At 67.4% G+C, this 25,649-nt stretch carries 18 protein-coding genes and 3 pseudogenes; 15 read left to right on the top strand and 6 right to left on the bottom strand.

Going from position 1 to position 25,649, the window contains the following annotated elements; all coding sequences use genetic code 11:
* Positions 1–20 precede the first annotated feature (20 nt).
* Positions 21–772, top strand: a pseudogene (locus tag H9L22_RS07870) (ISL3 family transposase); the annotation flags it as partial.
* Here the strand turns inward: H9L22_RS07870 and H9L22_RS07865 are convergent.
* Together H9L22_RS07865 and H9L22_RS07860 are read right to left on the bottom strand one after the other, a co-directional pair.
* Entirely contained in the window at positions 744–1,364 is a 621-nt protein-coding gene (locus H9L22_RS07865; RefSeq protein WP_187722270.1) for a hypothetical protein, read from the bottom strand. The pseudogene H9L22_RS07870 and the gene H9L22_RS07865 overlap by 29 nt on opposite strands.
* Positions 1,365–1,388: 24 nt before the next feature.
* Positions 1,389–2,111 (bottom strand): DUF2599 domain-containing protein, encoded by a 723-nt coding sequence (locus tag H9L22_RS07860; protein ID WP_187722269.1) that lies wholly within the window; start codon positions 2,109–2,111, stop codon positions 1,389–1,391.
* 577 nt (positions 2,112–2,688) lie between these two features.
* Here H9L22_RS07860 and H9L22_RS07855 point away from each other — a divergent pair.
* Positions 2,689–4,053, top strand: coding sequence for an IS1380 family transposase (locus H9L22_RS07855; protein WP_187722618.1), 1,365 nt, complete (start codon positions 2,689–2,691; stop codon positions 4,051–4,053).
* A 175-nt stretch (positions 4,054–4,228) separates the two neighbouring features.
* On the opposite strand, the gene H9L22_RS07850 is transcribed toward H9L22_RS07855, so the two are convergent.
* Positions 4,229–4,576: a hypothetical protein gene (locus tag H9L22_RS07850; RefSeq protein ID WP_187722268.1), complete on the bottom strand. Its 348-nt coding sequence runs from the start codon at positions 4,574–4,576 to the stop codon at positions 4,229–4,231.
* Between the two features lie 395 nt (positions 4,577–4,971).
* Here H9L22_RS07850 and H9L22_RS07845 point away from each other — a divergent pair, with 395 nt between their 5' ends.
* Together H9L22_RS07845 and H9L22_RS07840 are read left to right on the top strand one after the other, a co-directional pair.
* Positions 4,972–5,715, top strand: a complete 744-nt coding sequence (locus H9L22_RS07845; RefSeq protein WP_187722267.1) for a hypothetical protein — start codon at positions 4,972–4,974, stop codon at positions 5,713–5,715.
* A 180-nt stretch (positions 5,716–5,895) separates the two neighbouring features.
* Entirely contained in the window at positions 5,896–7,014 is a 1,119-nt protein-coding gene (locus tag H9L22_RS07840; RefSeq protein ID WP_187722266.1) for an excalibur calcium-binding domain-containing protein, read from the top strand.
* A gap of 65 nt (positions 7,015–7,079) precedes the next feature.
* Here the strand turns inward: H9L22_RS07840 and H9L22_RS07835 are convergent, their stop codons facing one another.
* A complete protein-coding gene (locus H9L22_RS07835) occupies positions 7,080–7,973 on the bottom strand; it encodes a patatin-like phospholipase family protein (RefSeq protein WP_226966211.1) in 894 nt (297 codons plus the stop codon).
* 132 nt (positions 7,974–8,105) lie between these two features.
* On the opposite strand from H9L22_RS07835, the gene tig reads away from it, so the two are divergent.
* From tig to H9L22_RS07805, 6 genes and pseudogenes are all read left to right on the top strand, one after another.
* Positions 8,106–9,482: a trigger factor gene (tig, locus tag H9L22_RS07830; RefSeq protein ID WP_187722264.1), complete on the top strand. Its 1,377-nt coding sequence runs from the start codon at positions 8,106–8,108 to the stop codon at positions 9,480–9,482.
* 106 nt (positions 9,483–9,588) lie between these two features.
* Entirely contained in the window at positions 9,589–10,833 is a 1,245-nt protein-coding gene (locus tag H9L22_RS07825) for an AI-2E family transporter (protein WP_187722263.1), read from the top strand.
* Between the two features lie 84 nt (positions 10,834–10,917).
* A complete protein-coding gene (locus H9L22_RS07820; protein ID WP_187722617.1) occupies positions 10,918–11,514 on the top strand; it encodes an ATP-dependent Clp protease proteolytic subunit in 597 nt (198 codons plus the stop codon).
* On the top strand, positions 11,514–12,161 hold the full coding sequence (locus H9L22_RS07815) for an ATP-dependent Clp protease proteolytic subunit (protein ID WP_226966210.1): 648 nt from the start codon (positions 11,514–11,516) through the stop codon (positions 12,159–12,161). The genes H9L22_RS07820 and H9L22_RS07815 overlap by 1 nt, the downstream gene beginning before the upstream one ends.
* A 153-nt stretch (positions 12,162–12,314) precedes the next feature.
* Positions 12,315–13,588 (top strand): annotated as a pseudogene (clpX, locus tag H9L22_RS07810) (ATP-dependent Clp protease ATP-binding subunit ClpX).
* Positions 13,589–13,672: 84 nt separating this feature from the next.
* Positions 13,673–16,905: pseudogene (locus H9L22_RS07805) on the top strand (S41 family peptidase).
* Between the two features lie 74 nt (positions 16,906–16,979).
* Here the strand turns inward: H9L22_RS07805 and valS are convergent.
* Both valS and H9L22_RS07795 read right to left on the bottom strand, forming a co-directional pair.
* The gene (valS, locus tag H9L22_RS07800; protein WP_425582550.1) at positions 16,980–19,556 is read right to left on the bottom strand and encodes a valine--tRNA ligase; all 2,577 of its coding nucleotides are present in this window, start codon (positions 19,554–19,556) and stop codon (positions 16,980–16,982) included.
* A gap of 33 nt (positions 19,557–19,589) precedes the next feature.
* The gene (locus tag H9L22_RS07795; RefSeq protein ID WP_187722261.1) at positions 19,590–20,369 is read right to left on the bottom strand and encodes a DsbA family protein; all 780 of its coding nucleotides are present in this window, start codon (positions 20,367–20,369) and stop codon (positions 19,590–19,592) included.
* A gap of 157 nt (positions 20,370–20,526) precedes the next feature.
* On the opposite strand from H9L22_RS07795, the gene H9L22_RS07790 reads away from it, so the two are divergent.
* The 5 genes from H9L22_RS07790 to H9L22_RS07770 all read left to right on the top strand — a co-directional run bounded on the left by H9L22_RS07790 (position 20,527) and on the right by H9L22_RS07770 (position 25,648).
* Entirely contained in the window at positions 20,527–21,861 is a 1,335-nt protein-coding gene (locus H9L22_RS07790; RefSeq protein WP_187722260.1) for a bifunctional folylpolyglutamate synthase/dihydrofolate synthase, read from the top strand.
* The gene (locus H9L22_RS07785) at positions 21,858–22,208 is read left to right on the top strand and encodes a DUF4233 domain-containing protein (protein ID WP_226966207.1); all 351 of its coding nucleotides are present in this window, start codon (positions 21,858–21,860) and stop codon (positions 22,206–22,208) included. The genes H9L22_RS07790 and H9L22_RS07785 overlap by 4 nt, the downstream gene beginning before the upstream one ends.
* Positions 22,208–22,612 carry a nucleoside-diphosphate kinase gene (ndk, locus tag H9L22_RS07780; RefSeq protein WP_187722259.1) on the top strand — a complete coding sequence of 135 codons (405 nt, stop codon included), beginning with the start codon at positions 22,208–22,210 and terminating at the stop codon, positions 22,610–22,612. Before H9L22_RS07785 ends, ndk begins: the two co-directional genes overlap by 1 nt.
* A gap of 102 nt (positions 22,613–22,714) precedes the next feature.
* On the top strand, positions 22,715–23,656 hold the full coding sequence (locus H9L22_RS07775) for a CPBP family intramembrane glutamic endopeptidase (RefSeq protein ID WP_187722258.1): 942 nt from the start codon (positions 22,715–22,717) through the stop codon (positions 23,654–23,656).
* Between the two features lie 36 nt (positions 23,657–23,692).
* Positions 23,693–25,648, top strand: coding sequence for a TIGR03960 family B12-binding radical SAM protein (locus H9L22_RS07770; RefSeq protein WP_187722257.1), 1,956 nt, complete (start codon positions 23,693–23,695; stop codon positions 25,646–25,648).
* Position 25,649: the final 1 nt, after the last annotated feature.

Genomic DNA, 25,649 nt, shown 5'->3' with positions numbered 1-25,649 from the left:
AACGAAACCCAGGGCGATTCAACCTGACCGGCATCCGCGACCGGACAGGGCCTGCCAGGCTGCTCGACATGGTCGAAGGGCGCTCCAAGCAGGCATTCAAGCAATGGCTGACCGAACGCGACCAGGCATGGCGCGACAGAGTCGAGGTCGTCGCGATGGATGGGTTCACCGGGTTCAAGACCGCCACCACCGAGGAACTGCCCAACGCGACCGCCGTCATGGATCCCTTCCACGTGGTCCGCCTCGCCGGCGACGCCCTCGACCGATGCCGGAGACGCGTCCAACAGGCATCCACGGACACCGAGGCCGCACCAGTGACCCGCTCTACTCGGCGCGCCGCACCCTGCACACCGGCGCCGACCTCCTCACCGACAGGCAGAAGGACAGGCTCACCGCCCTATTCGCCGGCGATGATCATGTCGAGGTCGAAGCCACCTGGGGCATCTACCAACGCATGATCGGCGCCTACCGTGAACCCGACCGGACCAAAGGCCGGGTCATGATGACCAGCCTGATCGCCTCCGTGAGCCAGGGCGTCCCCGCCGCGTTGAGCGAGGTGATCACACTCGGCCGAACACTGAAGAAGCGAGCCGACGACGTGCTGGCCTACTTTGACCGGCCCGGCACCTCGAACAGTCCCACCGAGGCCCTCAACGGCCGCCTCGAACACCTCCGCGGATCAGCCCTCGGCTTCCGCAACCTCACCAACTACATCGCCAGATCACTGCTCGAGACCGGCGGATTCAGACCCCAACTACACCCCGGATTGTGATGAGCCACTTTCGAGACAGGTTGGTTACGAGACACATTTTGCGCCGAGAAGGACCATTCCCGGCACCAGGCAGACTTGCCGGGAAAAGTGCGACGGGCATGGCAAACCAGCGACCCCGGGCTGCGAATCTCGAATCAGTCAGGGCTGCTGGCGTTGTCACTACTGAGGGTGTAAATGATCCCTCCCGGGTCTCCGTAGAAAGCTCAGTACCGTCGAAGTGCACCACCAGCGGGTCGATCTGGACCGCATCGGTACCCAAGATTTCTGCGTAGTCGGTAGCCGCGCCCACGGAACCGAATTTCAACAAGGTGAGGTACTCATTGCCGACCGCCTGGACACAGTCGACCTCGGAGCCACAGACCTCGGCGGTCAGATCGGTTGCATCAAGGTAAGGCCATTCAGGGTCGGAGCTCCAGCTAGGATCGGGGCTGTCGGGAGTGAACGTGAGCAGGTCAATCTTTGCGCGTGACCATGCATCCGACATCGAAACAAGTGCGCAGCCAGAGACAGTCACCATGGTGACAATCGCTAGTGAGGCCACTGCTATCCTGACGGTAAAGCACGGTCGCATCGGGCGGCGAATTTCATGCATGCGCGGCTCCTTCAGTTGTCATGATTAGCCTGATGCTGTTTTCCAGTTGCAGCGGTGGTTCCACAAGTTGCCCCGTGTCCAACCCGGATATGACGGGCGTGCTGCCTCGAGATCCCAGCGCCAGCCCGAGCCGAGGACGGGGTATCCGTACCTGACGTGGCAAACGTATTGTTGTTTTACCGAGGTCGTGTTGGCTCGTGGCTGACGGGAGATAACTTCTGACCAGCCGTTGTTTGTCATGATCTTATAGCCGAGAGCAGTCACCGGGAGGCCAGTCCCTAGCGGTGCGACGAGGCCAAGGGCTGCACTTCCTCGATAGATCAGCTGTCCCCACGCTGAGAGTTCCATGGTGTAGACCGGTTTGTTTTTGTACGGGGCCCGAACGTTGTTACGGACGTAGGCGAACAAGTTCTTGCCGAGCCACGGGTCTGCCACCACGGGGTAGGTGAATGTGGCGTCGTGTTCCACGATCTGAGTGACAGTGCTTCCATCGACTTCGTATCGCGTGGTGACCGTTTGGCCATCGGCGTCCTGCGCCCATGCCGGCGCGAGTCCGCCGACGAGCGTGTCACCGTTCAGGAAGTACAAGCTCTCACCATCCCGCTCGATGGTAGTTCCGACCGGAAGATCGATCTGATAGGAGTAGGAGACCGGAGCCTCCGGCGACTGGATCACCGTGTTGATCTGGAGGGTTGCGTCTTCACGCACGATCGGCGTAGTCGTTGACCCATCGTTGTTATCAAACACGACGACTCCATCGCGTGCGGCAACAGCGTCCGAGGCTTCCGCAGACGCGGGCAGCACGATTGCGATGTCTCCGTCGTCAGATTCGAACGTAAGAGGATCCGAAGGGTCCGTCGGTACAGTGATCTGAACATCCTCGATATCAGCCTCAATAGCCGCATCCCCCCTTCCTCTGGCGTGAGGTTGATCGCATCGTCAAGAAGCTCAGGACTCACAGCCTCGATTGCCTGTAGAGCCTGATCTACCGGGTCGTCAGACGGATCTGCCTTTGCCACGTCAGCGCCACCCACAGCAAGGCCGGCTGCGAGTGCTAGAACAACGATGCTCTTCAGTGTTCTCATACGACTTCTTTCGAAAATATCGCTTGTGGGCGGTTAAAGTATCAGGGTTAGGCAATAGTGACACATCTCATTCGGTTTGGAGGGCACATTAGCCTCGATCGTTCATGGCGGAGTGAGCGACGCGTGCTGCAGATAGGCCGGAGTGCCTTCTGACTACGGGATACTTGGACATGCGACTGTTCAAAACCCCTGAAGCGGAAGGCGCTCCGTAGGTGAAGCGTACTTCGTGGTCCACCGGTATGTCCGTGACCGGCGATGGCGGCGCGGTGATCGCCCACGCCGGCAGCATTGGACTCAGGATGCTGGCCGAGAACACCGGCCTGACCGGAGCCCTATTGACGGCGATGGCCCGGCGTTCGTTCATCCCCTCGGTGCATGACCGCGGCCAGGTACTGACCGATGTCGCGGTGATGCTCGCCGACGGCGGGGAGGCGATCTCCGACATCGACGTGCTGCGCCACCAGGGGCAGGTGCTGGGGCCGGTCGCGTCTGCTCCGACGGTGTGGCGGGCGTTGGACGAGGTCACCGACGCCAGGCGCAGGAAGATCCAGGCGGCCCGGGCCCGCGTCCGTCGCCACGTCTGGGCCCAACTGACAGCCGCTGGCGGTGTCCCGGCCTCGAAGGTCGCCGGGACCGATCTCGGCAGCACGGTGGTGTTGGATGTCGATGCCACGATCGTGGTGACGCATTCGGAGAAGGAGTTGGCGTCGCCGACGTTTAAGAGGACGTTCGGGTATCACCCGATCGGTGTGTGGTGCGACAACACGGGCGAGTTCCTCGCCGCCGCGCTGCGGACCGGGCGGGCGGGGTCGAACACGGCCGTCGATCACATTCAGGTCCTGGGCGAGGCGATCACCCAGATCCCGATGCCGTATCGACGCAACCTGTTGATCCGCTGCGACGGTGCCGGCGCCTCTCACCAGTTGCTGGACTGGCTCCATGCGCAAGGCCAAGTCAGAGGCAGGACGCTGCACTACAGCGTGGGGTTCACGATCGGCGAGAAGGTGCGTGCCGCGATCACCGAACTTCCCGCAGGCTTGTGGTCCCCCGCGCTCACCGCTGAGGGTGAGGTCCGAGAAGGCGGGGACGTCGCCGAACTGACCGGACTGCTGGACCTGACCAGTTGGCCGGCCGGGATGAGGGTGATCCTGCGCCGCGAACGCCCCCATCCCGGGGCTCAACTGTCGCTGTTCGAAGTCCACGACGGGTGGCGGTATCAAGCGTTTGCCACCAACACCACGAGCGGCACTCTGCAGTTCCTCGAGGCCCGGCATCGGGCGCATGCCCGGGTCGAGGACCGGATCCGTCACGCCAAGGATTCTGGGCTGGGACGTTTCCCGTCTCGCGAGTTCGCCATCAACCAGACCTGGCTTGCACTGACGATGATCGCCGCCGATCTGGTGGCCTGGCTCAAGATGCTCGCCCTCGACGGCGACCTCGCCAAAGCCGAACCAAAGGCACTCAGGTATCGGCTGCTGCACGTCCCGGCAAGACTCGTTCACGGCGCCCGACGGCGACGACTGCGTCTACCCAAGACCTGGCCCTGGGTCGAGCACCTGGTGGCCGCGTTCGCCCGGATCGCCGCGATCCCACCACCGCACTGACCCCACCCCGTCCGCACCAAGCCGAGGAAACCTGGAGAACCGCCCACCGGCAGCGTCAGCCGGCCAACAGTCACGCCCTCACCCGGCCCAGTGTTCAGATCGGGCGCCGACAGCCCAGCTGGCAGCTCTCAAGCCGCCTCATGAAAGAGGGAGGCTAGGGCTCAGCAAGCCAGCCCTACTCGTCGACTTCCACCGCTGCCAGCCGCTCCTGCTTCAGAGTCTCCGCCTCCGCGTGGGCCACGACCGCCAGTCGACTGGACACCCGCGACAGCGCCTCCTCGAATGCCTCGGCGCGCCACAGCGACTTCTTGTTGCCTGGACGGGCGGCGCCACGGCCTCCCTGCTCTGCCACCCGCGCTGCCCCCTTGCGGCGGTAGTTCCCGACATGCTTGTTGCGGGCTCGCCGGATCCGCTTGTGCAGCGACAGCAGTTCCTCTTCGTTGAGAGCAGCCATGCGATCCGGTTCGATTTCGCGGATCAGATCAAGTTCAGACGCCTTCAAGACCCACAGATATTCTTCCATGGCTCAGGGTAACAGCCGTTGTCAGCGGGGTGTCCCGAACGGCAGAGATGCGTTGCTCGGATCGGCGTCTCGGTGGAGCTCAGGCCGGTCCGAGGACTCTCTGATCGCGGGAGGCTCCCCTGTGGCCTACACGCGCAATCGGATGCTGCTAGTTGACGCCAGGTGGATGCAGCGGTCGACTAGTTCATCCTGGGTGGGGCCAGCTGTTCGGGCATGAGAGAATTCGGGCGTGGCAGAGACGAGTATCACCGGCTTGTGGTATGAGATCGAGTCGATCGAGCCGCCTGAGCGGATCTCGTTCGTGGAGACAGAGAGAATTCCGCTCCTTCCATCCCCTCACCATCGGGTCTGCCGGACAAGGCAGCCCTATTGGATGGTGGATTGGCACAGGACTTGTGTTCGGCATCCTGGTTGCCCTGCTTGCTCTGGCTCCCCACCTGTGGTGGTATGCGCTCCTCCCCGCAGCCGCTGTGGCCGCGTGGCACCGTATTCGCGGCCGCGCCCGGCGTGTTGAGCGTCGACATCGCGAGGCACTCCTGGCCGAGGCCAGTCGGCGTTATGCAGCCGTCACGTCCGAGGCAGACCAGCTCGGACCTGTGGGATTCGCCGAGCTCAAGGGGCGGCTTCAACGGTCCAAGCATGAGTTCGAGGTCGAGATTGCTGACCAGCAGCGGGAATGGATCGCGAAATTCGACGCGCAGGCCGAAGCTCGGCAGTTGGAGCGTCACCTTGCGACGTCATATATCAGGGACGCCAGGATCCCCGGACTGGGGCCAGCCCGGAAGGTGACCCTTGAGGAGTCTGGGGTCAGGTCGGCGGCAGACGTGCGTCCTGAGAGTATTCAGAACCTACCCGGGTTCGGCGCGGTCCTGACCAAGTTGGTCCTCGCCTGGCGCGAAGTGCACGTGAAGAACTTCCGATTCGATCCGCTGGAGCCGACGACCGCCAAGGCGCGTGCCGACGGTATCGCCGTGTTTGAGGCGCGACGGCTGGCGGTATTGGCGTCGCTCCAGGATGGACGCGACGAGCTGCAGCGCAGGAGCAAGATCCCAGATGACCAGTGGTTCGATATGGCTCAGAGGCTCGCTGCCGCGGCGGAGGAAGTCGAGCAGGCCAAGCTGGATATCCGTGTCCTGTAGCCCAGATGGTTTCGTACGTCCCATTTCGAGAACGGCCAGCCCAGCGGATAGCCTGCTGCCGGAAGTTACCTTCGGATCGGGTGTGGCGGTCTGCTCTCCCGGCCATGACGGAAGCGACCTCGCTGTCGGAAAGTCCTCTCTCGGGTGCGGCCCGAGTGTGTTGATCAGGAGTCAAGAAGCGTGACACGGCTAGCAAAAATCATTGCGGCCTCGGCTGCAGCCGCGGTTGGTTTCACGGGTGTCGCAGTCGGTGTCCAAGCCAGCCCGGTTATCGTTGAACGGGTTGTCGACGGGGACACCATCGAGGTGCGGATTCTCGACAAGACAGTCCGTGTGCGGCTGCTGAACATCGATGCACCGGAAACCAGGGACTCGGGCCAGCCGACGGAATGTCTTGGCCCTGAGGCCTCCGAGTTCCTTGAAAATCGTCTCCCTGTCGGGACTCGGGTCGACCTGCAGTATGACAAAGAGCGCTACGACAAGTACGGCCGTACCCTGGCAGGGGTGTTTGAGTCGGGCAGTCTGGTAAATGCCGAGATCGCGGCGGCAGGTCTCGGAGCACCTCTGCTATTTGAACCGAATGACCGGTTCTATTCGGAGGTGCTGGCGGCGGCCGAGCAGGCTGAGGCCAAACGCGTCGGCGCCTACGCGCCGGAGGTCGACTGCACCTTGCCGTCCCAGATCCGGGCGGCCGCTGCAGCGCTGGTCGCCTCCGACGTGGGCGATGATGGCTGGTCGGAGAACCAACATCTGCTTGCCGTTGGAGCTATCAATGATGACATTCACCGGGCTTCACTTCTGCGGGCCGAACTGGCGAGTGAGGAATCCGCAGGTGAGGCCTCGGTGAATGCCTTCTACTCCGACGACCAACGCCGGGATTGGTTGGCCGAACTGGATGCAGGGATCGCTGCCGGACGAGCGCAGCAAGCGGATCACCAACTGGCCGCGGCGGAGATTCGCGAGGCGGAGCGTATGGCGGCGGAGAAGGCTGAGGCTGAGCGGATCGCGGCGGAGAAGGCTGAGGCTGAGCGGATCGCGGCGGAGAAGGCTGAGGCTGAGCGGATCGCAGCGGAGAAGGCTGAGGCTGAGCGGATCGCAGCGGAGAAGGCTGAGGCTGAGCGGATCGCCAAGGCGAAGGTCAAGCAGACGGTCACAGAGAAGCCGAGCAATGTCAGCAGCGTCTACTACGCGAACTGCACGGCTGCGCGTAAGGCAGGCGCCGCACCAGTACGCAGGGGAGACCCCGGGTATGGCAAGCATCTGGACCGGGACAACGACGGAATCGGCTGCGAGCGGTGAGGGCTTGACGCTGCGGATGAAGTGTTGCGCTCAGCGCGTCTTGGCGGGCCGCGCGGGCGAGCGCCTCAGGCCAGCCCGAGGAACTCCCTGATCGCCGGCAGCTCCCGCTCCGCCTGGGCGCGACCCGCGTCGAAGACCGACCGTAGCCGCGCCACGTTGCGCTCCCCGTTCTCGATGGGCATCTCGTCTGGGAACAGCAGGTAGGCCCTGCCCTCCCGCTCCAGTTCGAGCAACTCGTCGAGGGTCCGGTTGTAGTTGGCCGGCCGCTCGATGAGCGCCGTCGCGATCGCCGGGTAACGCCTGAACAGGGTCCGCAGGGTGAGGGGAGTCTTGACGACGGACTTCCGGTAGCCGCGGGGGCGGGTGAAGACGACGAGGAACTTCTCGTACCCGTCTGCCTGGGCCGCGTCGAGGGCGATGCCGCCACTGGGGCCGAGGGCGCCGTCGACGTAGTCCACGCCGTCGATGGTGGTGATGGGCATGAGCAGCGGCATGGTCGAGCTCGCCCGGACCTTTAGCATCAGCTGCCGCTTCGGGTGCAGCTCGTCGCGGCCCCAGTAGAGCATCTCGCCGTCGGCGGCCCGGAACCCGCCGACGCGGATCGTCGCCGGGTTCGCGCGGAATGCCTCGTAGTCGAGCGGCAGCGCCTGCCCGGGCTCGGAGGTCTGTTCGTAGATCCACTCCGACTGGAACATCCCGCGGCCCCGGACCCAGGTGCCGAAGTTGCCGAGCCGTGGATCCTCGGCGATCTCGACGAAAGACCGGCGGGCGCGCTCGGTGTCGCGCGCCACGTAGTTGACGAGGCAGCTCGAGCCGGCGGAGATGCCGCCGACCCAGTCGCAGTGCACCTCGCCGTCCAGCAGCGCAGTCACTACGCCTGCGGAGAAGGAGCCGCGCATCCCTCCACCCTCGAAGATGAGGGCCGTGTCGGTCACGTTGTTGAGCAGGGGAGTGGGCACGGGCACCATGCTAGAACGAGGTCGACGGCGTCGTCGAAGAGGCCCGGAGCGTCGGCGGGAGCGCATGTTGGTCCGGCTGCCGCTGGCGGATAGACTCGGGCGCGACCATTTACTTCCATCAGGAGTCCACCCGTGCCGAGCACCGTTGAGAAGCTGAGCCCCACCAGGGTCAAGCTCACCGTCGAGATCCCCTTCACCGATCTCCAGCCCTACCTTGACAAGGCCTACAAGGCGATCGCTGAGCAGATCAGCATCCCCGGCTTCCGCAAGGGCAAGGTGCCGGCGGCCGTCATCGATCAGCGCGTCGGACGCGGCGCGGTCCTGCAGGAGGCCATCAATGAGGCCATCCCGCCGGCGTACAACGCGGCCATCAACGAGGCGAAGGTCTACCCGATGGACCAGCCCGAGATTGACGTGACCAAGCTGGAGGACAAGGAGCTCATCGAGTTCACCGCTGAGGTCGACGTCCGTCCCGAGGTCGAGCTGCCCGACTTCTCCACCGTCGAGGCCACCGTCGAGAACGTCGCTGACGTCGACGAGATGGTCGACGAGCGCCTCGAGCTGCTCCGCGAGCGCTTCGCAACCACGAGCGAGGTCGACCGCGCCGCCGCCGAGGGTGACGTGCTGACCATCGATCTCGTCGCCACCCAGGACGGTAACGACCTCGAGGATGCGACCGCTGAAGGCGTCGCGTACAAGGTCGGCCAGGACCGCAACATGCTCGACGGCCTCGACGAGGCTGTCACCGGCCTCAAGGCTGGCGAGTCGAAGTCGTTCACCTCGACGCTGGTCGGCGGCCAGTACCGCGGCCAGGACGCCGACATCGAGGTCACCGTCAAGACGGTCTCGGAGCAGGAGCTCCCCGCCATCGACGACGAGTTCGCCCAGATGATCTCCGAGTTCGACACCGTCGAGGAGATGAAGGACGACCTGCGCAAGGCCGCCGAGGCTCAGGCCAAGGCCGACCAGCTGGCCGAGGCCCGCGACAAGGTCCTCGAGGCCGTCCTCGAGAAGGTCTCCTTCGACCTGCCCGAGGGCGTGCTCGCCCGCGAGCAGGAGGCCCGCCGCGCCGAGATCACCCGCCAGCTCCAGAACGGCGGCATGACCGTCGAGGACTACCTCGAGAACGCCGAGGATGAGGACGCCGAGGACGCCGACCAGTTCTGGGCCGGCATCGACGAGCGCTCCGAGCAGGCCCTCAAGGCCCAGGTCATCCTCGACCTGTTCGCCGACGCCAACACGATCGACGTGTCGCAGCAGGAGCTGACCGAACTCATCTTCCGCAAGGCCCAGCAGAATGGGACCTCGCCCCAGGACGAGATCAACCACATGATGGAGCACAACCACATGCCCGAGTGGATGCAGGAGATCCGCCGCGGCAAGTCGCTCGCTGCCATCTGCGCTGCCGCCACCGTCACCGACGCCGAGGGCAACGCGGTCGACACCGCACTGCCCGTCGAGAACACTGAGGATGACGAGGAGCCGGCCGCCGAGGCCGACGCTGAGTGATTCTCGCCTGAATCGCGACACAGGCCGTCGTCTTCCGAAGTTCGGAAGACGACGGCCCTTGTCGTCCCTCCGGCCGCTAGACTCGGCGCGCCCCCGAGGAGGACCGATGACCAACGATGAGCACGAGCCCACCATCGACAGCGAGCCGGTCGAGCTGACCGACACCGAGGCCCCGGCCGAATCCGAGTTCGCTCAGGATGACGCCGAGGAGTCCGAGGCCCTGCTGGACGAGCCGGTGCCGCCCCACGCACACGAGGAGACCCCGCCGCAGGACGTCGGCGCCGAGGGGACAAGCCGCGCGGGCATGCCCCGCCTCGGTCTCGTCGCCATCATCGTGGCCGCCATCGGTCTCTCGCTGGTCCTCCTGCAGAACCTGTCGGGGACCATCGCCCCGATGTTCCTGGCGCTCAACCTCCTGATCGCGGCCTACCCGATCTTCCCCGGCCTGCGCCGCATCGGCATCCCCAAGCCCATCGCGGCGGTCGTCACGATGCTCGCGGTGTTCGTGGTGTTCGTGCTCGGCATCGGCGCGATCATCTGGTCGGTCACCCAGGTGGTCACTGTGCTGACCGGCTACAGCCAGCAGTTCACCGACATGTACACGGCCGCGGCCGAGTGGCTGGCCGGGTTCGGACTCGACGAGGAGGCCCTTCTCAACGGTCTTAAGTCGATCTCGCCGTCCAACGTCATCGACGTCGCCGGCTCCATCCTCTCGGGCACCTCTGCGGCGACCGCGATCATCGCCGTCGTCGTCGTCGGCATCGTGTTCCTGAGCATGGACATCCCGTCGGTTGACGCCCGCCTCGGCATCACCCATCGCCTGCACCCCGGGCTGACCGACTCGATCTCGGCCGTCGCGAACGGCATCCGCCGCTACTGGGTCGTCACCACGATCTTCGGCCTCATCGTCGCCCTCATCAACGGCGGTGTCATCGTGGCGCTCGGTATCTCGCTGCCCATCGTCTGGGTCGTGCTGACGTTCATCACGAACTACATCCCCAACATCGGCTTCGTCATCGGCCTGGTGCCGCCGGCGCTGCTCGCCCTGGTCGAGAAGGGCCCCACGACGGCGCTGCTGGTGGTCATCCTGTTCAGCGTGGTGAACTTCATTCTCCAGTCGCTCATCCAGCCCAAGTTCACGGGGGACGCGGTCGGTATCACGCCGACGGTCTCCTTCATCTCGCTGCTGGTGTGGGCGTGGGTGTTCGGCGCCCTCGGCGCACTGATCGCCCTGCCCGCGACGCTCACCGTCAAGGCGCTGTTGATCGATCCCGACCCGAGGATGCGCTGGCTCAACGCGTTCATCAGCAACGATCCGGAGACGGCGGAGGTCCGACCTGATCACGCCTGAGGCGAACTTCGCGCGCCTGCCCTTGGGCGTTTGTGGTTTCCCGGTAGGTTAGGTGACGTGACTCAGACCTCATCCGACATCCGCATGGCGGGGCCCGGTGGCCCCGGCTTCGGCTTGACTGACAACGTCTACTCGTCCCTCCTCGCCAACCGGATCATCTTCCTGGGCTCCGAGGTCAAGGACGAGAACGCGAACGCCATCTGTGCGCAGATGCTGCTGCTCAACGCCGAGGATCCGCACAAGGACATCTACCTCTACATCAACTCGCCCGGTGGCTCCGTCGACTCCGGCATGGCGATCTTCGACACCATGCAGTGGATCAGCAACGACGTCGCCACCGTCGCCATGGGCCTGGCCGCCTCGATGGGCCAGTTCCTGCTGTCGGCGGGCACCCCCGGCAAGCGCTTCGCGCTGCCCCACAGCCGCATCATGATGCACCAGCCCTCGGGCGGCCTCGGTGGCACGGCCTCCGACATTCGCATCCAGGCCGAGCAGTCGCTCCACATCAAGCGCACAATGGCCGGCCTGATCGCTGAGCACACGGGCCAGACGGTCGAGCAGATCGAGGCCGACTCGGACCGTGACCGCTGGTTCACCGCCGAGCAGGCCCTCGAGTACGGCTTCATCGACCACGTCTACGAGCGTGCGTCCCAGATCAAGTCGGAGGCTCCGAACCAGTGATGACGACGAACTTCATCCCCCAGGGGATCGCGCCGCAGGGAGCGGACATGAGCTACTACATCCCGCAGTGGGAAGAGCGCACCAGCTACGGTGTGCGCCGCGTCGATCCGTACACGAAGCTGTTCGAGGACCGGATCATCTTCCTCGGCACCCCCATCAACGACGACGTCGCCAACGCCGTCATGGCGCAGCTGCTGTGCCTCCAGTCGATGGACGCCGAGCGGCAGATCTCCATCTACATCAACTCGCCCGGCGGCTCCTTCACGGCGCTGACGGCGATCTACGACACGATGCGCTACATCAAGCCGGACATCCAGACGGTGTGCCTGGGGCAGGCGGCGTCGGCGGCAGCCGTCATCCTGGCTGCGGGCACGAAGGGGAAGCGTCTCGCTCTTCCCAACTCGCGGATCCTGATCCACCAGCCGGCCACCGAGGGTGGCTACGGTCAGTCCTCCGACCTGGAGATCCAGGCGCGGGAGATCCTGCGGATCCGGTCTCTGATGGAGACCATGCTGGCGGCAGACACCGGCCAGGACATCGAGAAGGTCAGCCGCGACATCGAGCGTGACAAGTACCTGACGGCCCAGGAGGCGGTCGAGTACGGCATCGTCGACGACATCCTTCCTTCGCTGAAGGATCCCTCCTGATCCAGGAGTGACGGCGCCGTCGCCCACCGGACACGGTGGCGGCGGCGCCTCCTTTTCCACAGGCACATAACCGTTCCGCGGGCCTCCGCCGGTCCGCACCGGGGGACGGGTAATGTTGGGCGAAATCGACAAACCAGTGAGGGGGTGGACGGCGTGGCGCACATCAGCGAGAGCGGCGACCTGTTCAAGTGCAACTTCTGCGGAAAAAGTCAGAAGCAGGTCAAGAAGCTCATTGCCGGGCCCGGCGTCTACATCTGCGACGAGTGCATCGGCCTCTGTAACGAGATCATCGAGGAAGAGTTCCCCGAGCGGTCCGATACCGGCCTCGTCGAGGAACTGCCCAAGCCCCGCGAGATCCGTGACTTCCTCGACTCGTACGTCATCGGCCAGTCCGCCGCGAAGAAGACGCTGGCGGTCGCCGTCTACAACCACTACAAGCGGATCCAGGGGCAGGAGCCCCAGGGCAGGCGCGCCGAGAACGACGACGTCGAGGTGGGCAAGTCCAACATCCTGATGATCGGCCCCACCGGGTGCGGCAAGACGTACCTCGCGCAGACGCTGGCGAAGATGCTCAACGTTCCGTTCGCGATGGCCGATGCGACCGCCCTGACCGAAGCGGGCTACGTCGGCGAGGACGTCGAGAACATCCTGCTCAAGCTCATCCAGGCCGCCGACTTCGACATCGCCAAGGCCGAGACCGGCATCATCTACATCGACGAGATCGACAAGGTGGCCCGCAAGTCGGAGAATCCGTCGATCACCCGCGACGTGTCCGGCGAGGGCGTTCAGCAGGCGCTGCTGAAGATCCTCGAGGGCACCGTCGCCTCCGTCCCGCCGCAGGGCGGCCGCAAGCATCCCCACCAGGACTTCCTGCAGATCGACACCACCAAGGTGCTGTTCATCGTCGGCGGCGCGTTCGCCGGACTCGAGGACATCATCAACCAGCGCGTCGGGAAGCGTCCCCTCGGCTTCAGCAGCAGCTCGGAGACGAGGCAGCCCTCCGCCGATCCGTACTCGATGGTCCGGCCCGAGGACCTGCACAAGTTCGGCCTGATCCCGAGTTCATCGGTCGTCTGCCGATGCTGGCCACGGTCTCGCCGCTGGATCACGACGCCCTCACGCGGATCCTCGTCGAGCCGCGCAACGCGTTGACCCGCCAGTTCCAGAAGCTCTTCGAGCTCGACGGCGTCCAGCTCGAGTTCGAGGAGGCCGCCGTCGAGGCGATCGCCGACCTCGCCCTCGAACGGGGCACGGGAGCCCGCGGCCTGCGGGCCATCCTGGAGGAGCTGCTGCTCGACGTCATGTTCGATGTGCCGTCGGACGACGACGTGGCGCAGGTCGTCGTGACCCGCGAGGCGGTGCTCGGCGAGGCCGAGGCCGTGCGCGTTCCCCGGGCCCAGCTGGCCCGCCGCGAACTGTCGGCCTGACGGGCGCAGCCCCGTTCGGGGCCCGCTCCGTGAGACCCCGCAGCGACGTGCAGGGCCCAGTCACACGCAGCTATCCTCGTCCCCATGACCTACTGCCGGTACCCGCACATCTTCCGTGACGACGTGGTTTTCGTGGCCGACGACGATGTGTGGCTCGGTTCGGTGCTCGGGGGGCGGGCGTCCCGCGTGACGGCGGGTGAGGTCACCCCCATGAACCCGCGCTTCTCACCGGGAGGCGGTCGCATCGCCTACACCGCCACCACCAACGGCGGCTGGGACGCCTACGTGGCGGACCTCGACGGAGGGTCGCGTCGCCTCACCTGGCTCAGCGCACGCCGCATGCTCGTCAGCGGCTGGCTCGACGACGAGACGATCCTGCTGAGCTCCGCGCACGCCGCGATCCACGGCGTCGACGCCTCCATGTACTCCCTGTCCCTCGACGGGAAACTCACCCGGCTGCCGTGGGGCGCCGCGACATCGGCGGCCGTGCACCGGTCGGGCCGGGTCGTCGTCGCCACCTCCAACTTCCGTGACCCGTCCGGCTGGAAGCGCTACCGCGGCGGCATGGCGGCCCGCCTGTACACGTCGCCGGACGGAACCTCCGACTGGAAGCGGATCCTCCCCGACGAGACCGCAGGCCTGTTCTCGCCGACGTGGGTGGGGGAGCGGATCGTCTTCACCTCCGACCTGGGCGACGACCCGCAGGCCCAGGCGCAGGTGTGGTCGGTCAACGCATCGGGCCGGGACCTCCGCAGGCACACGGCCCACGGCCCGGCCGACGGCTACGTCCGTGACGCCACCAGCGACGGCAAGGTCGTCGTCTACCACGCCCGCGGCGACCTGTACCAGCTCGCCAGCCTGAAGGCGGAGCCGCAGAAGCTGGACATCTACGTTCCCGTCGGTAGGCCGCGGCCGGTGCCGGTCGCCCCGAACGAGCACCTCGAGCAGATCGTGCCCGACCAGGGCGGCGACGGGTCGCTGCTGGAGTGGCGCGGCGCTGCCTACTTCCTCACCCACCGGGGCGGCCCCGCCCGCGCCCTCGCTGACACCGCCGGGGTGCGGGTCCGCGAGCCGCGGTTCCTGGATGACAAGGGGCGCGTCGTCTGGGTCAGCGACGTGGCCGGCGAGGACTGCCTCGAGATCCGGCAGGTCGACGGCGGCGACAAGACTCCCCGCCGCATCGCGACCGGACGGCTCGGCCGCGTCCTCGCGCTGCAGCCCAGCCCGACCGGCGCCAAGATCGCCGTCGGCAGCCACGACGGCACCCTCTCGCTCGTCGACGTGGCCCGCGGCTCCGTGAAGAAGATCGGCCGGTCCCCGGGCGGCGAGCCCTCCGGCTTCGCCTGGTCGCCGGACGGTCGCTACATCGTGTGGCGCAGCGCCCTCGCCCACGAGGGTGCCCTCGGCCAGCTCGTCGGCTACGACGTCACAGGGGAGCAGGCGTTCACTTTGACCAAGGGCCAGTTCAACGACTTCTCCCCGACGTTCACCCCCGACGGCAAGCACCTGTGCTTCCTCTCGAGCCGCACCATCGACCCCACCTACGACGAGCTCGCGTTCGACCTCTCGTTCACCAACTCGGTGCGGCCCTGGCTCGTGCCGCTCAGCGCCGCCGAGCCAGCGCCGTTCGGTCCGGCCGCGGACGGCTGGCCCATCAGCGAACCCGCGGACAAGGACGACGACAAGGCCACGGACGACAAGCCCGCGGAGGGCGAGGCCGCAGGGGGAGAGGCCAAGGAGGTCGAGCCCGGCATCGAGTTCGACGTCGAGGGCTTCGAGGACCGCATGGTCGCCTTCCCGGTCCCGTCTGGGCGCTACGGCTCCCTGGCCGCGACCAAGGAAGGGCTCATCTGGCGCTCGTACAAGTCGATCGGCGAGCTGGGCGCCGGCCGCGCCGGTGTCGACGGCGAGGTGAAGGACTCCATCGAGCACTTCTCGTTCCGGACCCGCAAGCTCACCGTGCTGGTCGACGCCGCCGACGGCGCCGCCGTCTCGGGAGACGGCGAACGCATGGTCGTGCGCAACGGTGACGAGGTGTGGGTGCAGTCGGCCGACCAGCCTGCCGACGACGATGACGCCAAGGTGCACGTCGACCTGTCGCGGCTGCGTCGCGAGGTCGATCCGGTCGCCGAGTGGCGGCAGATGTTCGAGGAGAACGCGCGGCTCATGCGCGACCACTACTGGCGCGACGACTTCGACGGCACGGACTGGGACGCCGCCGTCGCCCGCTACCGGCCCCTGCTGGGCGAGATCACGACGCACTCCGACCTCGTCGACGTGCTCTGGGAGACCGTCGGCGAGCTGAACACATCGCACGCGTACGTGTCGGCGCCTCCGCTGCTCGACGACGCGCCGCGCGTGGGCTTCCTGGGCGCCGAGTACGCGCGCAACGCCAAGGGGGAGGTGGTCGTGCGCCGCGTCCTCCCCGGCGAGAGCTCCGATCCGAACGCCAGGTCGCCGCTGCGGGCCGCAGGCGTCGCCGTCGAGGCCGGTGACGTCATCGTCGCCGTCGACGGTCGTCCGACGAACGAGGCCCCGACCTCGGCGCGCTCCTGCTCGGCGCGGCCGACAAGGTCGTGGAGCTGACGGTGGCGCGCGGCCGGCAGAAGCGTCGCGTCGCGGTCGTCCCGACGGCGAACGAGGCGCCGATGCGCTACCACGAGTGGGTCGCCGGTCGGGTCGCGTACGTGGCCGAGCACGGGGGAGGCCGTCTCGGCTATGTGCACGTGCCCGACATGGTCGCCAGCGGCTGGGCCGAGTTCCAGCGGCTGATCGACGCCGCCATGCGGCACGAGGGGGTCGTCGTCGACGTCCGCTTCAACGGCGGCGGTCACACCTCCGAACTCATCCTGGAGCGCATCGCGCGCAGAGCCATCGGCTGGGCAGGCGCGAGGCACCTGGATCAGCCGGGCACCTACCCGCAGCAGGCCCGCCGCGGCCCGGTCGTCTTCGTCACCAATCCCTACGCAGGCTCCGACGGTGACATCGTGACCGCCGCGGCCCAGAACATGGGGCTCGGTCCCGTGGTGGGGGAGCGCAGCTGGGGCGGTGTCGTCGGCATCGACGGACGTTTCACGCTGGTCGACGGCACCGAGGTGACGCAGCCGCGGTACTGGATCTCGTTCGAGAAGCAGGGGTTTGGGATCGAGAACCACGGCGTCGACCCGGACGTCGTCGTCGAGGTGGGCCCGGCTGAGTGGGAGTCCGCCCGCGACGTCCAGCTGGACAAGGCGATCGAGCTCGCTCTGGCTGCCCTGGCGGAGAGCCCGGCATCCGTGGCGCCGTCGTTCGCGGCGCCCCGCTTCGGGACCCGCTGACTTCGGCTCAGCGTCCGGCCGCTGCAACGCGTGAGGCCCCCGGCAGCTGCCGGGGGCCTCTCACGCTCGTCAGGTCAGACCGTCTCGGCCAGCACGACCTCGACGGACAGCGGCTCCTCGGCCGTCGTCCAGACGACCTCGCCCACGATGCGGCCGACGGCTCGCAGGTCTGCCTCGATGCCGCGGAGACGCTCCACGACGGCGGCGGGGCCGGTGAAGACGGCGCGGGCCACCTCGGCCTTCATCGAGACCTTGGCGTTGGACTTGGCGCCGCGGATCGCGATCAGGGCCTGGGCCACGTCGGCCAGCAGCTCGGCGTCGCCGCCGGCTCCCAGCTCATCGGCGGTCGGCCACGAGGCCAGGTGCACGGACGAGTCGTTGGTCCAGCGCCAGACCTCCTCCGTCACGAACGGCAGGAACGGCGCGAACAGGCGCAGCTGCACGCCGAGCCCGATGGCCAGCGCTGCCTGCGCGGAGGCCTGAGCCGCGGGCTCGCCGCCGTAGGCACGCTCCTTGACCAGCTCGAGGTAGTCGTCGCAGAACGCCCAGAAGAAGCCCTCCGCCGCTTCCAGCGCGCCGGTGTACTCGAACTCGTCGAATGCCGCGGTCGCGGAGCGGACCACGTCGGCGAGCGCCGTCAGCATCGCGCGGTCCACCGGGTCGGTCACCTGGTCGAGCGTGCCGGGGGCCTCAGCCAGCGACAGCACGAACTTGCCCGCGTTGAGGATCTTCATCGCGAGACGGCGGCCCACCTTCATCTGGGTCTCGTCGAACGGCGAGTCCATGCCGGGGCGGGCCATGGCCGCGCGCCAGCGGACGGCGTCGGAGCCGAAGCGGTCGAGGATGTCCGTGGGCACCACCACGTTGCCCTTCGACTTGGACATCTTCTTCCGGTCGGGATCCATCACGAAGCCGGAGACCGTCGCGCGTGCCCAGGGCAGCGAGTCGTTCTCGAAGTTGGCGCGGACGATGCGGCTGAACAGCCAGGTGCGGATGATGTCGTGCGCCTGCGGAGCCATGTCCATGGGGAACGTGAGCCCGAACAGCTCGTCGTCACGACCCCAGCCGCACGCGATGTGGGGGGTGAGAGACGACGTCGCCCACGTGTCCATGACGTCAGGATCGGCCATGAAGCCGCCGGGAACGTCGCGCTGATCGTCGCGGTAGCCAGCGGGCGTCTCCGTCATGGGATCGACCGGCAGGGAGGCCTCGTCGGCCATGATCGGGTGGTCGTAGTCGGGCTCGCCATCGGCGTCGAGCGGGTACCACACCGGGAACGGCACACCGAAGAACCGCTGGCGCGAGATGAGCCAGTCGCCGTTCAGACCACCCACCCAGTTCTCGTAGCGGTAACGCATGTGCTCGGGTGTCCAGGCCAGCTCGTTGCCGCGGGCGAGCAGCCTGGCCTTGAGGTCGTCGTCGCGGCCGCCGTTGTGGATGTACCACTGGCGGGTGGCGACGATCTCGAGCGGCTTGTCGCCCTTCTCGAAGAAGTTCGCCATGCGGGTGGTCGCCTTGGGGTCGCCGTCCAGGTCGCCGCTCTCGCGCAGCGCCGCGACGGTGGCCTCGCGGGCGGAGAAGGTGGTCTTGCCTGCCAGCGGCGCGTAGGCCTCGGCGTTGACGATCCACTCGGGCGTCTCGGCCTGCAGGCGGCCGTCGCGGCCGATCACCGTGCGGGTCGGGAGGTTCAGCTCGCGCCACCACTGCACGTCGGTCAGGTCGCCGAACGTGCAGCACATCGCGATGCCCGCACCCTTGTCCATCTCGGCTGCCGGGTGCGCCAGCACGGGCACCTCGACGCCGAAGATGGGGGAGGTCACGGTGGTGCCGAACAGGGGCTGGTAGCGCTCGTCGTCGGGATGCGCGATCAGCGCGCACACGCTCACGAGCAGTTCGGGGCGCGTGGTCTCGATGTAGACCTTCTCGCCGTCGGGACGGTGGAACGCTACGCGGTGGTAGGCACCGGGGTATTCGCGGGCCTCGAGTTCGGCCTGCGCGACGGCGGTCTGGAAGGTCACGTCCCACAGCGTGGGGGCGTAGCTGAGGTACGCCTCGCCCCGGGCGTGGTTGTGGAGGAAGGCGCGCTGCGCCACGGTCTGCGACTCACCCGAGATCGTGCTGTAGAGCGTGTCCCAGTCGACCGAGAGGCCGAGCTGACGCCACAGGTCCTCGAACGCCTGCTCGTCGACGGCCGTCAGCTCGAGACACAGCTCGACAAAGTTGCGGCGGCTGATCGGCACCTGCCGCTTCGGGTCGGGCTTGGCCGGGGGCTGGAAGTCGGGATCGTAGGGCAGCGACGGATCGCACCGGACGCCGTAGAAGTTCTGCACGCGGCGCTCGGTGGGCAGGCCGTTGTCGTCCCAGCCCATCGGGTAGAACACCTGCTTGCCGCGCATCCGCTGGTAGCGGGCGACGGTGTCAGTGTGCGTGTAGCTGAACACGTGCCCGACATGCAGCGAGCCGGACACCGTCGGCGGAGGGGTGTCGATGCTGAACACCTCTGCGCGGGTGGCCGGCCGGCGGAAGGCGTAGACGCCCTCCTCAGCCCATACCGACCCCCACTTGGCCTCCAGGCCTTCGAGGACGGGCTTTTCGGGCAGGCTGCGCTTGGGCGCGGTGGCGTCGGTCATGGGCCCGATCATAGTTGGCAATGCCGAGGGCCCAGGAATCGACGGGGGCGCCGGCTACTGCTGGGCGGCGAGCTCCTCGACCGCGGCCAGGAAGCCGTCTGCGTCGGTCGGGATGGTGCCGCTGGTGATCGGCAGCTTCTCGTCGCCGACGAGATACGTCGGGGTGCCGCTGATCTGGTCGGCGAAGAACCTGTCGTTGGCGGCTTCGATCCAGTCCGTGAAGGCGCCGGTGTCGTAGAGCTCCTGGAACTTCTTCAGGTCATCGCCCTCGATGCCGGCGGCGCGCGCGAACCTGTCACGGAGCTCTGACTCGGGGAAGCCGACGGCCTCGGCTGCCTGGTCGGCGTAGAGGGCGGCGTGGTACTCGTCGAACTTGCCGACGCCCGCTGCCGCAGCCGCGGCCATGGCCGCCTTGCGCGAGGGGCCGTTGGTGCGCTGGCCGTCCAGGAAGAAGGTGGTGCGGATCTCGGCGGTCATCTTGCCGTCGGCCACGAGCTGCTTCACGGTCTGACCGTAGGTCTGCTCAGCCAGGCCGCAGTACGGGCAGAGGTAGTCCTCCCAGATGACCAGGTGCGGCAGGTCGTCGGACGGCTGCTTGCCCTGGATCAGGACGCCGTAGCCGTCGGTCCCAGCGGCCGGCGTCTGCTGGTCGGCCGTCACGCCCTTCGGGTTGGTGAGCGCCTGGACCGCGACGACCGCGATGACCACGACCGCGACGATGGCGAGCACGACGATGCTGCCGATGGTGATGCGCCTGGCCTTCTTGTTGCGCTCATCCATCTCCTGCTGGCGGTGCAGTGCGGCCCGCTTGCTCATGTTCGAGTTGTTTGCCATCGAGGTCTACTCCCGCAGTGTCGTGGTGGCCGGTCCTGACCGCCAGTCGTATTCGCGGACATGCTACCCGCCGACACGAAACGCCCCATGCCGGAACGGCCTGTGTCCACGAGGAACACGCAGGGTCTCGGCGACGCCCACTACGCTGGGCACCACCATGACACATGCATCTCACGCAGAGTTGACCGCGGCCCTGACGTCCCGCTGGCCCGAGCACCGCGTCGCCCCCAGCCTGGGCCGCATCGCGGCCCTGATGGACCTCGTCGGCGATCCGCAGCGGGCCATGCCCGTCATCCAGGTGGCGGGCACCAACGGCAAGGGCAGCACCGCGATCATGATCGACGCGCTGCTGCGGGCGGCCGGGCTGCGCGTCGGTCGTTTCGCCAGCCCGCATCTGAGCGATGTCCGCGAGCGCATCGTCATCGACGGCGAGCCCATCAGCGAGGAACGGTTCGCCGAGGTGTGGGCCGACCTCGAGCCGTACGTGGCGATGGTCGATGAGCAGCAGATCGACGGCGTCGCCATGACCTTCTTCGAGGTCATCACCGGCATGGCGTACGCCGCCTTCGCCGACGCCCCCGTCGACGTCGCCGTCATGGAGGTCGGGCTCGGGGGCCGCTGGGACGCCACGAGCGTCGCCGACGCCTCCGTCGCCGTCGTGACCCCCATCGGGCTCGACCACACCCACATCCTCGGCGACACCATCGCCCAGATCGCGGGCGAGAAGGCCGGCATCATTAAGGAGGGCGGCACCGCGGTGCTCGCGGGCCAGGACCCGGCCGCGGCCAAGGTGCTGCTGGAGCGGGCGGTCGAGGTGGGTGCCCCCATCAGGGCCGAGGGCCCCGACTTCGGCCTGCTGGATCGCAGCCTCGCCATCGGCGGCCAGCTGCTGCGCATCGAGACCGCAGGAGGGCCCGTCGGCGACGTGTTCCTGCCCCTCTTCGGCGAACACATGGCGCGCAACGTCGCTCTCGCCGTCGCCGCCGTCGAGGCCTTCCTGGGGTCGAAGCCGCTGAACCCGGAGATCGTCGTCGAGGGGATCGGTGCGGTCGAGGCCCCCGCGCGACTCGAACTCGTGCGCCCGGCGCCGGCGATCGTCGTCGACACGGCGCACAACCCGCAGGCCGCGCGCGTCACCATCGATGCGATGGCGGAGAGCTTCGACTTCACGAACCTCGTCGGCGTGGTGGCGATGATGCAGGACAAGGACGCCGAAGCGGTGCTCGAGATCTTCGCGGAGAAGATGGACCAGGTCGTCATCACGAAGGTGTCCTCCAGCCCGCGGGCCCGTGCGGTCGACGACCTTGCCGACCTCGCCGAGACGGTGTGGGCGACCCACCAGGTCCACCGCGCGCCGACCATGGCCGAGGCCCTCGAACTGGCCGTGATGCTGGCCGACACCTCCGACGGGCAGACGGGGGTGCTCGTGGCCGGCTCCGTCATCGCGGCGGGCGAGGCCCGCGACCTGCTCGCCACCCGGGAGGACCTGTGACGCTGTCGCCGACCAACCCGATGCGTCCGGCCGCGATGTCGGTGCTCATCTTCGAGATCCTGGTGATCTGGCTCGCGTTCATCGGCATGCTCCAGGTCGAGAGCATCCACCTGGGGATCGCTGCTGCCGCGTGCGGGGTCGTCACCGTCCTCTGCCTCGCAGCCACGGCAGGTCTGCGGAGAGGCTGGGGGTACCTGGTCGGGTGGGTGGCGCAGGTGGCTATCATCGCCCTGGGTCTGCTGACCCCGTGGATGTATGCGATGGGCATCATCTTCGCGCTCATCTGGGTCACCTGCGTGGTGCTCGGACGACGCATCGAGAAACATCAACAAGGAGGAGTTGCGTAATGGAGCGCACCTTCGTCATCGTCAAGCCGGACGCCGTCGCGGACGGCCATGTCGGAGCCATTCTGGAACGCTACGAGGCGGCCCAGCTCACCATCGAGGCCATGGAACTGCGCGAGATCACCGGAGATTTCGCGGACCGCCACTACGCGAGCCACGTCGGGAAGGACTACTACCCGGATCTCAGGGAGTTCATGACCGAGGGGCCGTTGGTCGCGCTCGTGCTGAGCGGCGACGATGCCGTCGCCCGGGTCCGGAAGCTCAACGGGGCGACCGACCCTGCCAAGGCGGAGAGCGGCACGATCCGTGCGGAGTTCGCGTCGACGCTGCGACGTAACGCGGTGCACGCCTCCGACTCGCCGGAGACGGCGGCCAGCGAGGTCTCCCTCTGGTTCCCGAACGCCTGATGCCATGACCAGCCAGGTTCCACCCCCGCGGCCCGACGGGAGCCCCCCGCCGGGTCCGGGAGCGGTGCCTGTGCCGCCGCAGTGGGCCCCGCCGCAGCCGCAGTGGACGCCCGCCCCGGCGTCGCCTCTGCCGACGACACCGACGGCGTATCACCACTTCTTCCGGGCTCCCGGCATCGCCCCCTGGCGGCCGATCGTCGCGCTGGGGCAGGGGCCGCCCTGTTCCTCGTGGTGACCACCGTCGTGCCCATGCTGGGGCTCCTGGTCGACGTCCAGGTGGGTGGTGGCTCGCTGGGCGGATACCTGGACGACATCGTCGACGGCGTCCTGCCGCGCTGGATGACGGCGTTCGCGTTCGTGTCGATCGCGCTGATGCTGCCGTTGTGCGCGGTTCTGGCGCGCATCGTCGGGCAGCCGTTCGGCTACCTCAGCTCGGTGACGGGCCGCTTCCGGTGGGGGTTCTTCTGGCGAATGATGGCCGTCGCGGTCGTCGCGTTCGGCATCCTCACCGCCGTCAACCTCGCGATCTCACCGCAGCCGCCGCTGGAGGTGCTGAGCGACTCGTGGCCGATGCTTGTCGTCCTGCTCGTCGCCATCCCGTTCCAGGCCGCAGCGGAGGAGTACATGCTCCGCGGGCTCGTGTTCCGCGCCGTCGGCTCCTGGCTGCCGGACCCGCGGGCCGGGCTCGCCGTCGGGGCGCTGGTGTCGTCGCTGCTGTTCGCCGTGCTGCACGGCGCGTCGGATCCGTGGTTGAACGCCTTCTACTTCGGCATGGCGCTGCTGTGCTGCTACGCGACGTGGCGTACAGGCGGGCTGGAGGTCGCCGTGGCGGTCCACGTGGTCAACAACCTCATCGCCGCCTCGTTCCTGCCGTTCATGCCGACCCCCGACGTCTTCGACCGTGAGGCTGGCGTCGGCGACCCGACCGTCCTGCTGCAGCTGCTCGCCGTCGGCGCCGTCGTGGCCGCGGGCAGCCTGTGGGCGGCACGGGGGCGCGTCGCCGCGCTGGGGCCGACCGCCACGCGGGCTGCCGTTCAGCCCTAGGGAATCCCGCGCACCCCGGTTATCCTTGTCGGCGCTATGACTACCACGCCAGCGCCCGTCCAGCACTCGGTCTTTCAGCGACTCGAGCCGCTGCTCGCCCAGGTGAGCAAGCCCATCCAGTACGTGGGCGGTGAACACAACTCGGTCGTCAAGGACTGGGACGACGTCGCCGTCCGTTGGTGCCTGTCGTATCCGGACGCCTACGAGGTGGGCCAGCCCAACCAGGGTGTCGCGATCCTCTACGAGATCCTCAATGAGCGCGACTGGATCCTCGCCGAGCGCACCTACTCCATCTGGCCCGATCTGGAGAACCTGCTGCGGGCCAACGGCATCCCGCAGTTCACTCTCGACGGCCACCGGCCGGTCGGCCTGTTCGACGTGCTGGGCGTGTCGTTCTCCACCGAGCTCGGCTACACGAACCTCCTGAACCTCATCGACCTGTCCGGCCTGACGCTCCACGCCGTCGACCGCGGCGAGGACGAACCCATCGTGGTCGCCGGCGGACATGCCGCCTTCAACCCGGAGCCGATCGCCGACTTCATCGACGTGGCGGTCCTCGGCGACGGCGAGGAGGCGAGCCTCCTGATCTCCGACATCGTGCGCGAGTGGAAGGAGGACGGGCGCGAGGGAGGCCGCGACGGCCTTCTGCTGCGCCTGTCGCTCACCGGCGCCTTCTACGTGCCGAAGTTCTACGACGTCGACTACCTCGACGACGGCCGCATCCAGCGCATCGCGCCGAACCGGCCGGGGGTCCCGCACCAGGTGCGCAAGCACACGCTGATGGACCTGGACGAGTGGCCGTACCCGAAGCATCCGATCGTGCCGATGGCCGAGACGGTCCACGAGCGGTACTCGGTGGAGATCTTCCGTGGCTGCACCCGTGGCTGCCGCTTCTGCCAGGCCGGAATGATCACGCGCCCCGTCCGGGAGCGCAACATCGAGACCATCGGCGCGATGGTCCAGAGCGGCCTGAAGGCCACCGGGCTGGAGGAGATCGGCCTGCTGTCGCTGTCGTCGGCCGACCACTCCGAGATCGCCGAGGTCACCCGCCAGCTCGCCGACCGCTACGAGGGCACCAACGTGTCGCTGTCGCTGCCGTCGACCCGCGTCGACGCGTTCAACATCGATCTGGCCAACGAGCTCAGCCGCAACGGTCGTCGCTCCGGCCTGACGTTCGCCCCCGAGGGCGGCTCTGAGCGGATGCGTCAGGTCATCAACAAGATGGTGACCGAGGACGACCTCATCAACACCGTCGCGGCCGCGTTCTCCTCCGGCTGGCGGCAGGTGAAGCTGTACTTCATGTGCGGCCTGCCGACGGAGACCGACGAGGACGTGCTCGCCATCGCGACGCTCGCCACGCGGGTGATCGAGACCGGCCGCAAGGCGGCGGGCACGCGCGACATCCGCTGCACCGTCTCCATCGGCGGCTTCGTGCCCAAGCCGCACACGCCGTTCCAGTGGGCCGCCCAGGCCGATGCCGAGACGATCGACCGTCGACTGATGCTGCTGAAGGACGCCATCCGCGAGGACCGCAACTACGGCAAGGCGATCGGCCTGCGCTACCACGACGGCAAGCCCGGCATCATCGAAGGCCTCCTGTCACGCGGCGACCGCCGTGTCGGCCGCGTCATCGAGCGCGTCTGGCGTGAGGGTGGGAAGTTCGACGGCTGGAGCGAGCACTTCTCCTACGAGCGGTGGACGGCGGCCGCCGCCGAGGAACTGGCCGCGTTCGGCGTCGACCTCGACTGGTTCACCACCCGCGAGCGCGGCTACGAGGAGGTCCTGCCCTGGGACCACCTCGACGCGGGCCTCGACCGCGACTGGCTGTGGGAGGACTGGCAGGATGCCCTCGACGAGCGTGAGGTGGAGGACTGCCGCTGGACCCCGTGCTACGACTGCGGCGTGTGCCCGCAGATGGACACCGAGATCCAGATCGGCCCCACGGGCCGGGTGCTGCTGCCATTGACGGTCGTGGGGCCCGACCTCGCCTGAG

Source organism: Tessaracoccus defluvii (assembly GCF_014489575.1).
Taxonomy (GTDB): domain Bacteria; phylum Actinomycetota; class Actinomycetes; order Propionibacteriales; family Propionibacteriaceae; genus Arachnia; species Arachnia defluvii.
Note: the sequence above shows the minus strand (reverse complement) of the source record. Positions and strands in the feature narration are given on the sequence as shown.

Excerpts from the sequence above, each read along its gene's own strand:
- H9L22_RS07865 (WP_187722270.1), bottom strand. The coding sequence starts at position 1,364 with ATGCATGAAATTCGCCGCCCGATGCGACCGTGCTTTACCGTCAGGATA.
- H9L22_RS07855 (WP_187722618.1), top strand. The coding sequence starts at position 2,689 with ATGTCCGTGACCGGCGATGGCGGCGCGGTGATCGCCCACGCCGGCAGC.
- H9L22_RS07850 (WP_187722268.1), bottom strand. The coding sequence starts at position 4,576 with ATGGAAGAATATCTGTGGGTCTTGAAGGCGTCTGAACTTGATCTGATC.
- H9L22_RS07825 (WP_187722263.1), top strand. The coding sequence starts at position 9,589 with ATGACCAACGATGAGCACGAGCCCACCATCGACAGCGAGCCGGTCGAG.
- H9L22_RS07820 (WP_187722617.1), top strand. The coding sequence starts at position 10,918 with ATGGCGGGGCCCGGTGGCCCCGGCTTCGGCTTGACTGACAACGTCTAC.
- H9L22_RS07815 (WP_226966210.1), top strand. The coding sequence starts at position 11,514 with ATGACGACGAACTTCATCCCCCAGGGGATCGCGCCGCAGGGAGCGGAC.
- H9L22_RS07795 (WP_187722261.1), bottom strand. The coding sequence starts at position 20,369 with ATGGCAAACAACTCGAACATGAGCAAGCGGGCCGCACTGCACCGCCAG.
- H9L22_RS07790 (WP_187722260.1), top strand. The coding sequence starts at position 20,527 with ATGACACATGCATCTCACGCAGAGTTGACCGCGGCCCTGACGTCCCGC.
- ndk (WP_187722259.1), top strand. The coding sequence starts at position 22,208 with ATGGAGCGCACCTTCGTCATCGTCAAGCCGGACGCCGTCGCGGACGGC.
- H9L22_RS07770 (WP_187722257.1), top strand. The coding sequence starts at position 23,693 with ATGACTACCACGCCAGCGCCCGTCCAGCACTCGGTCTTTCAGCGACTC.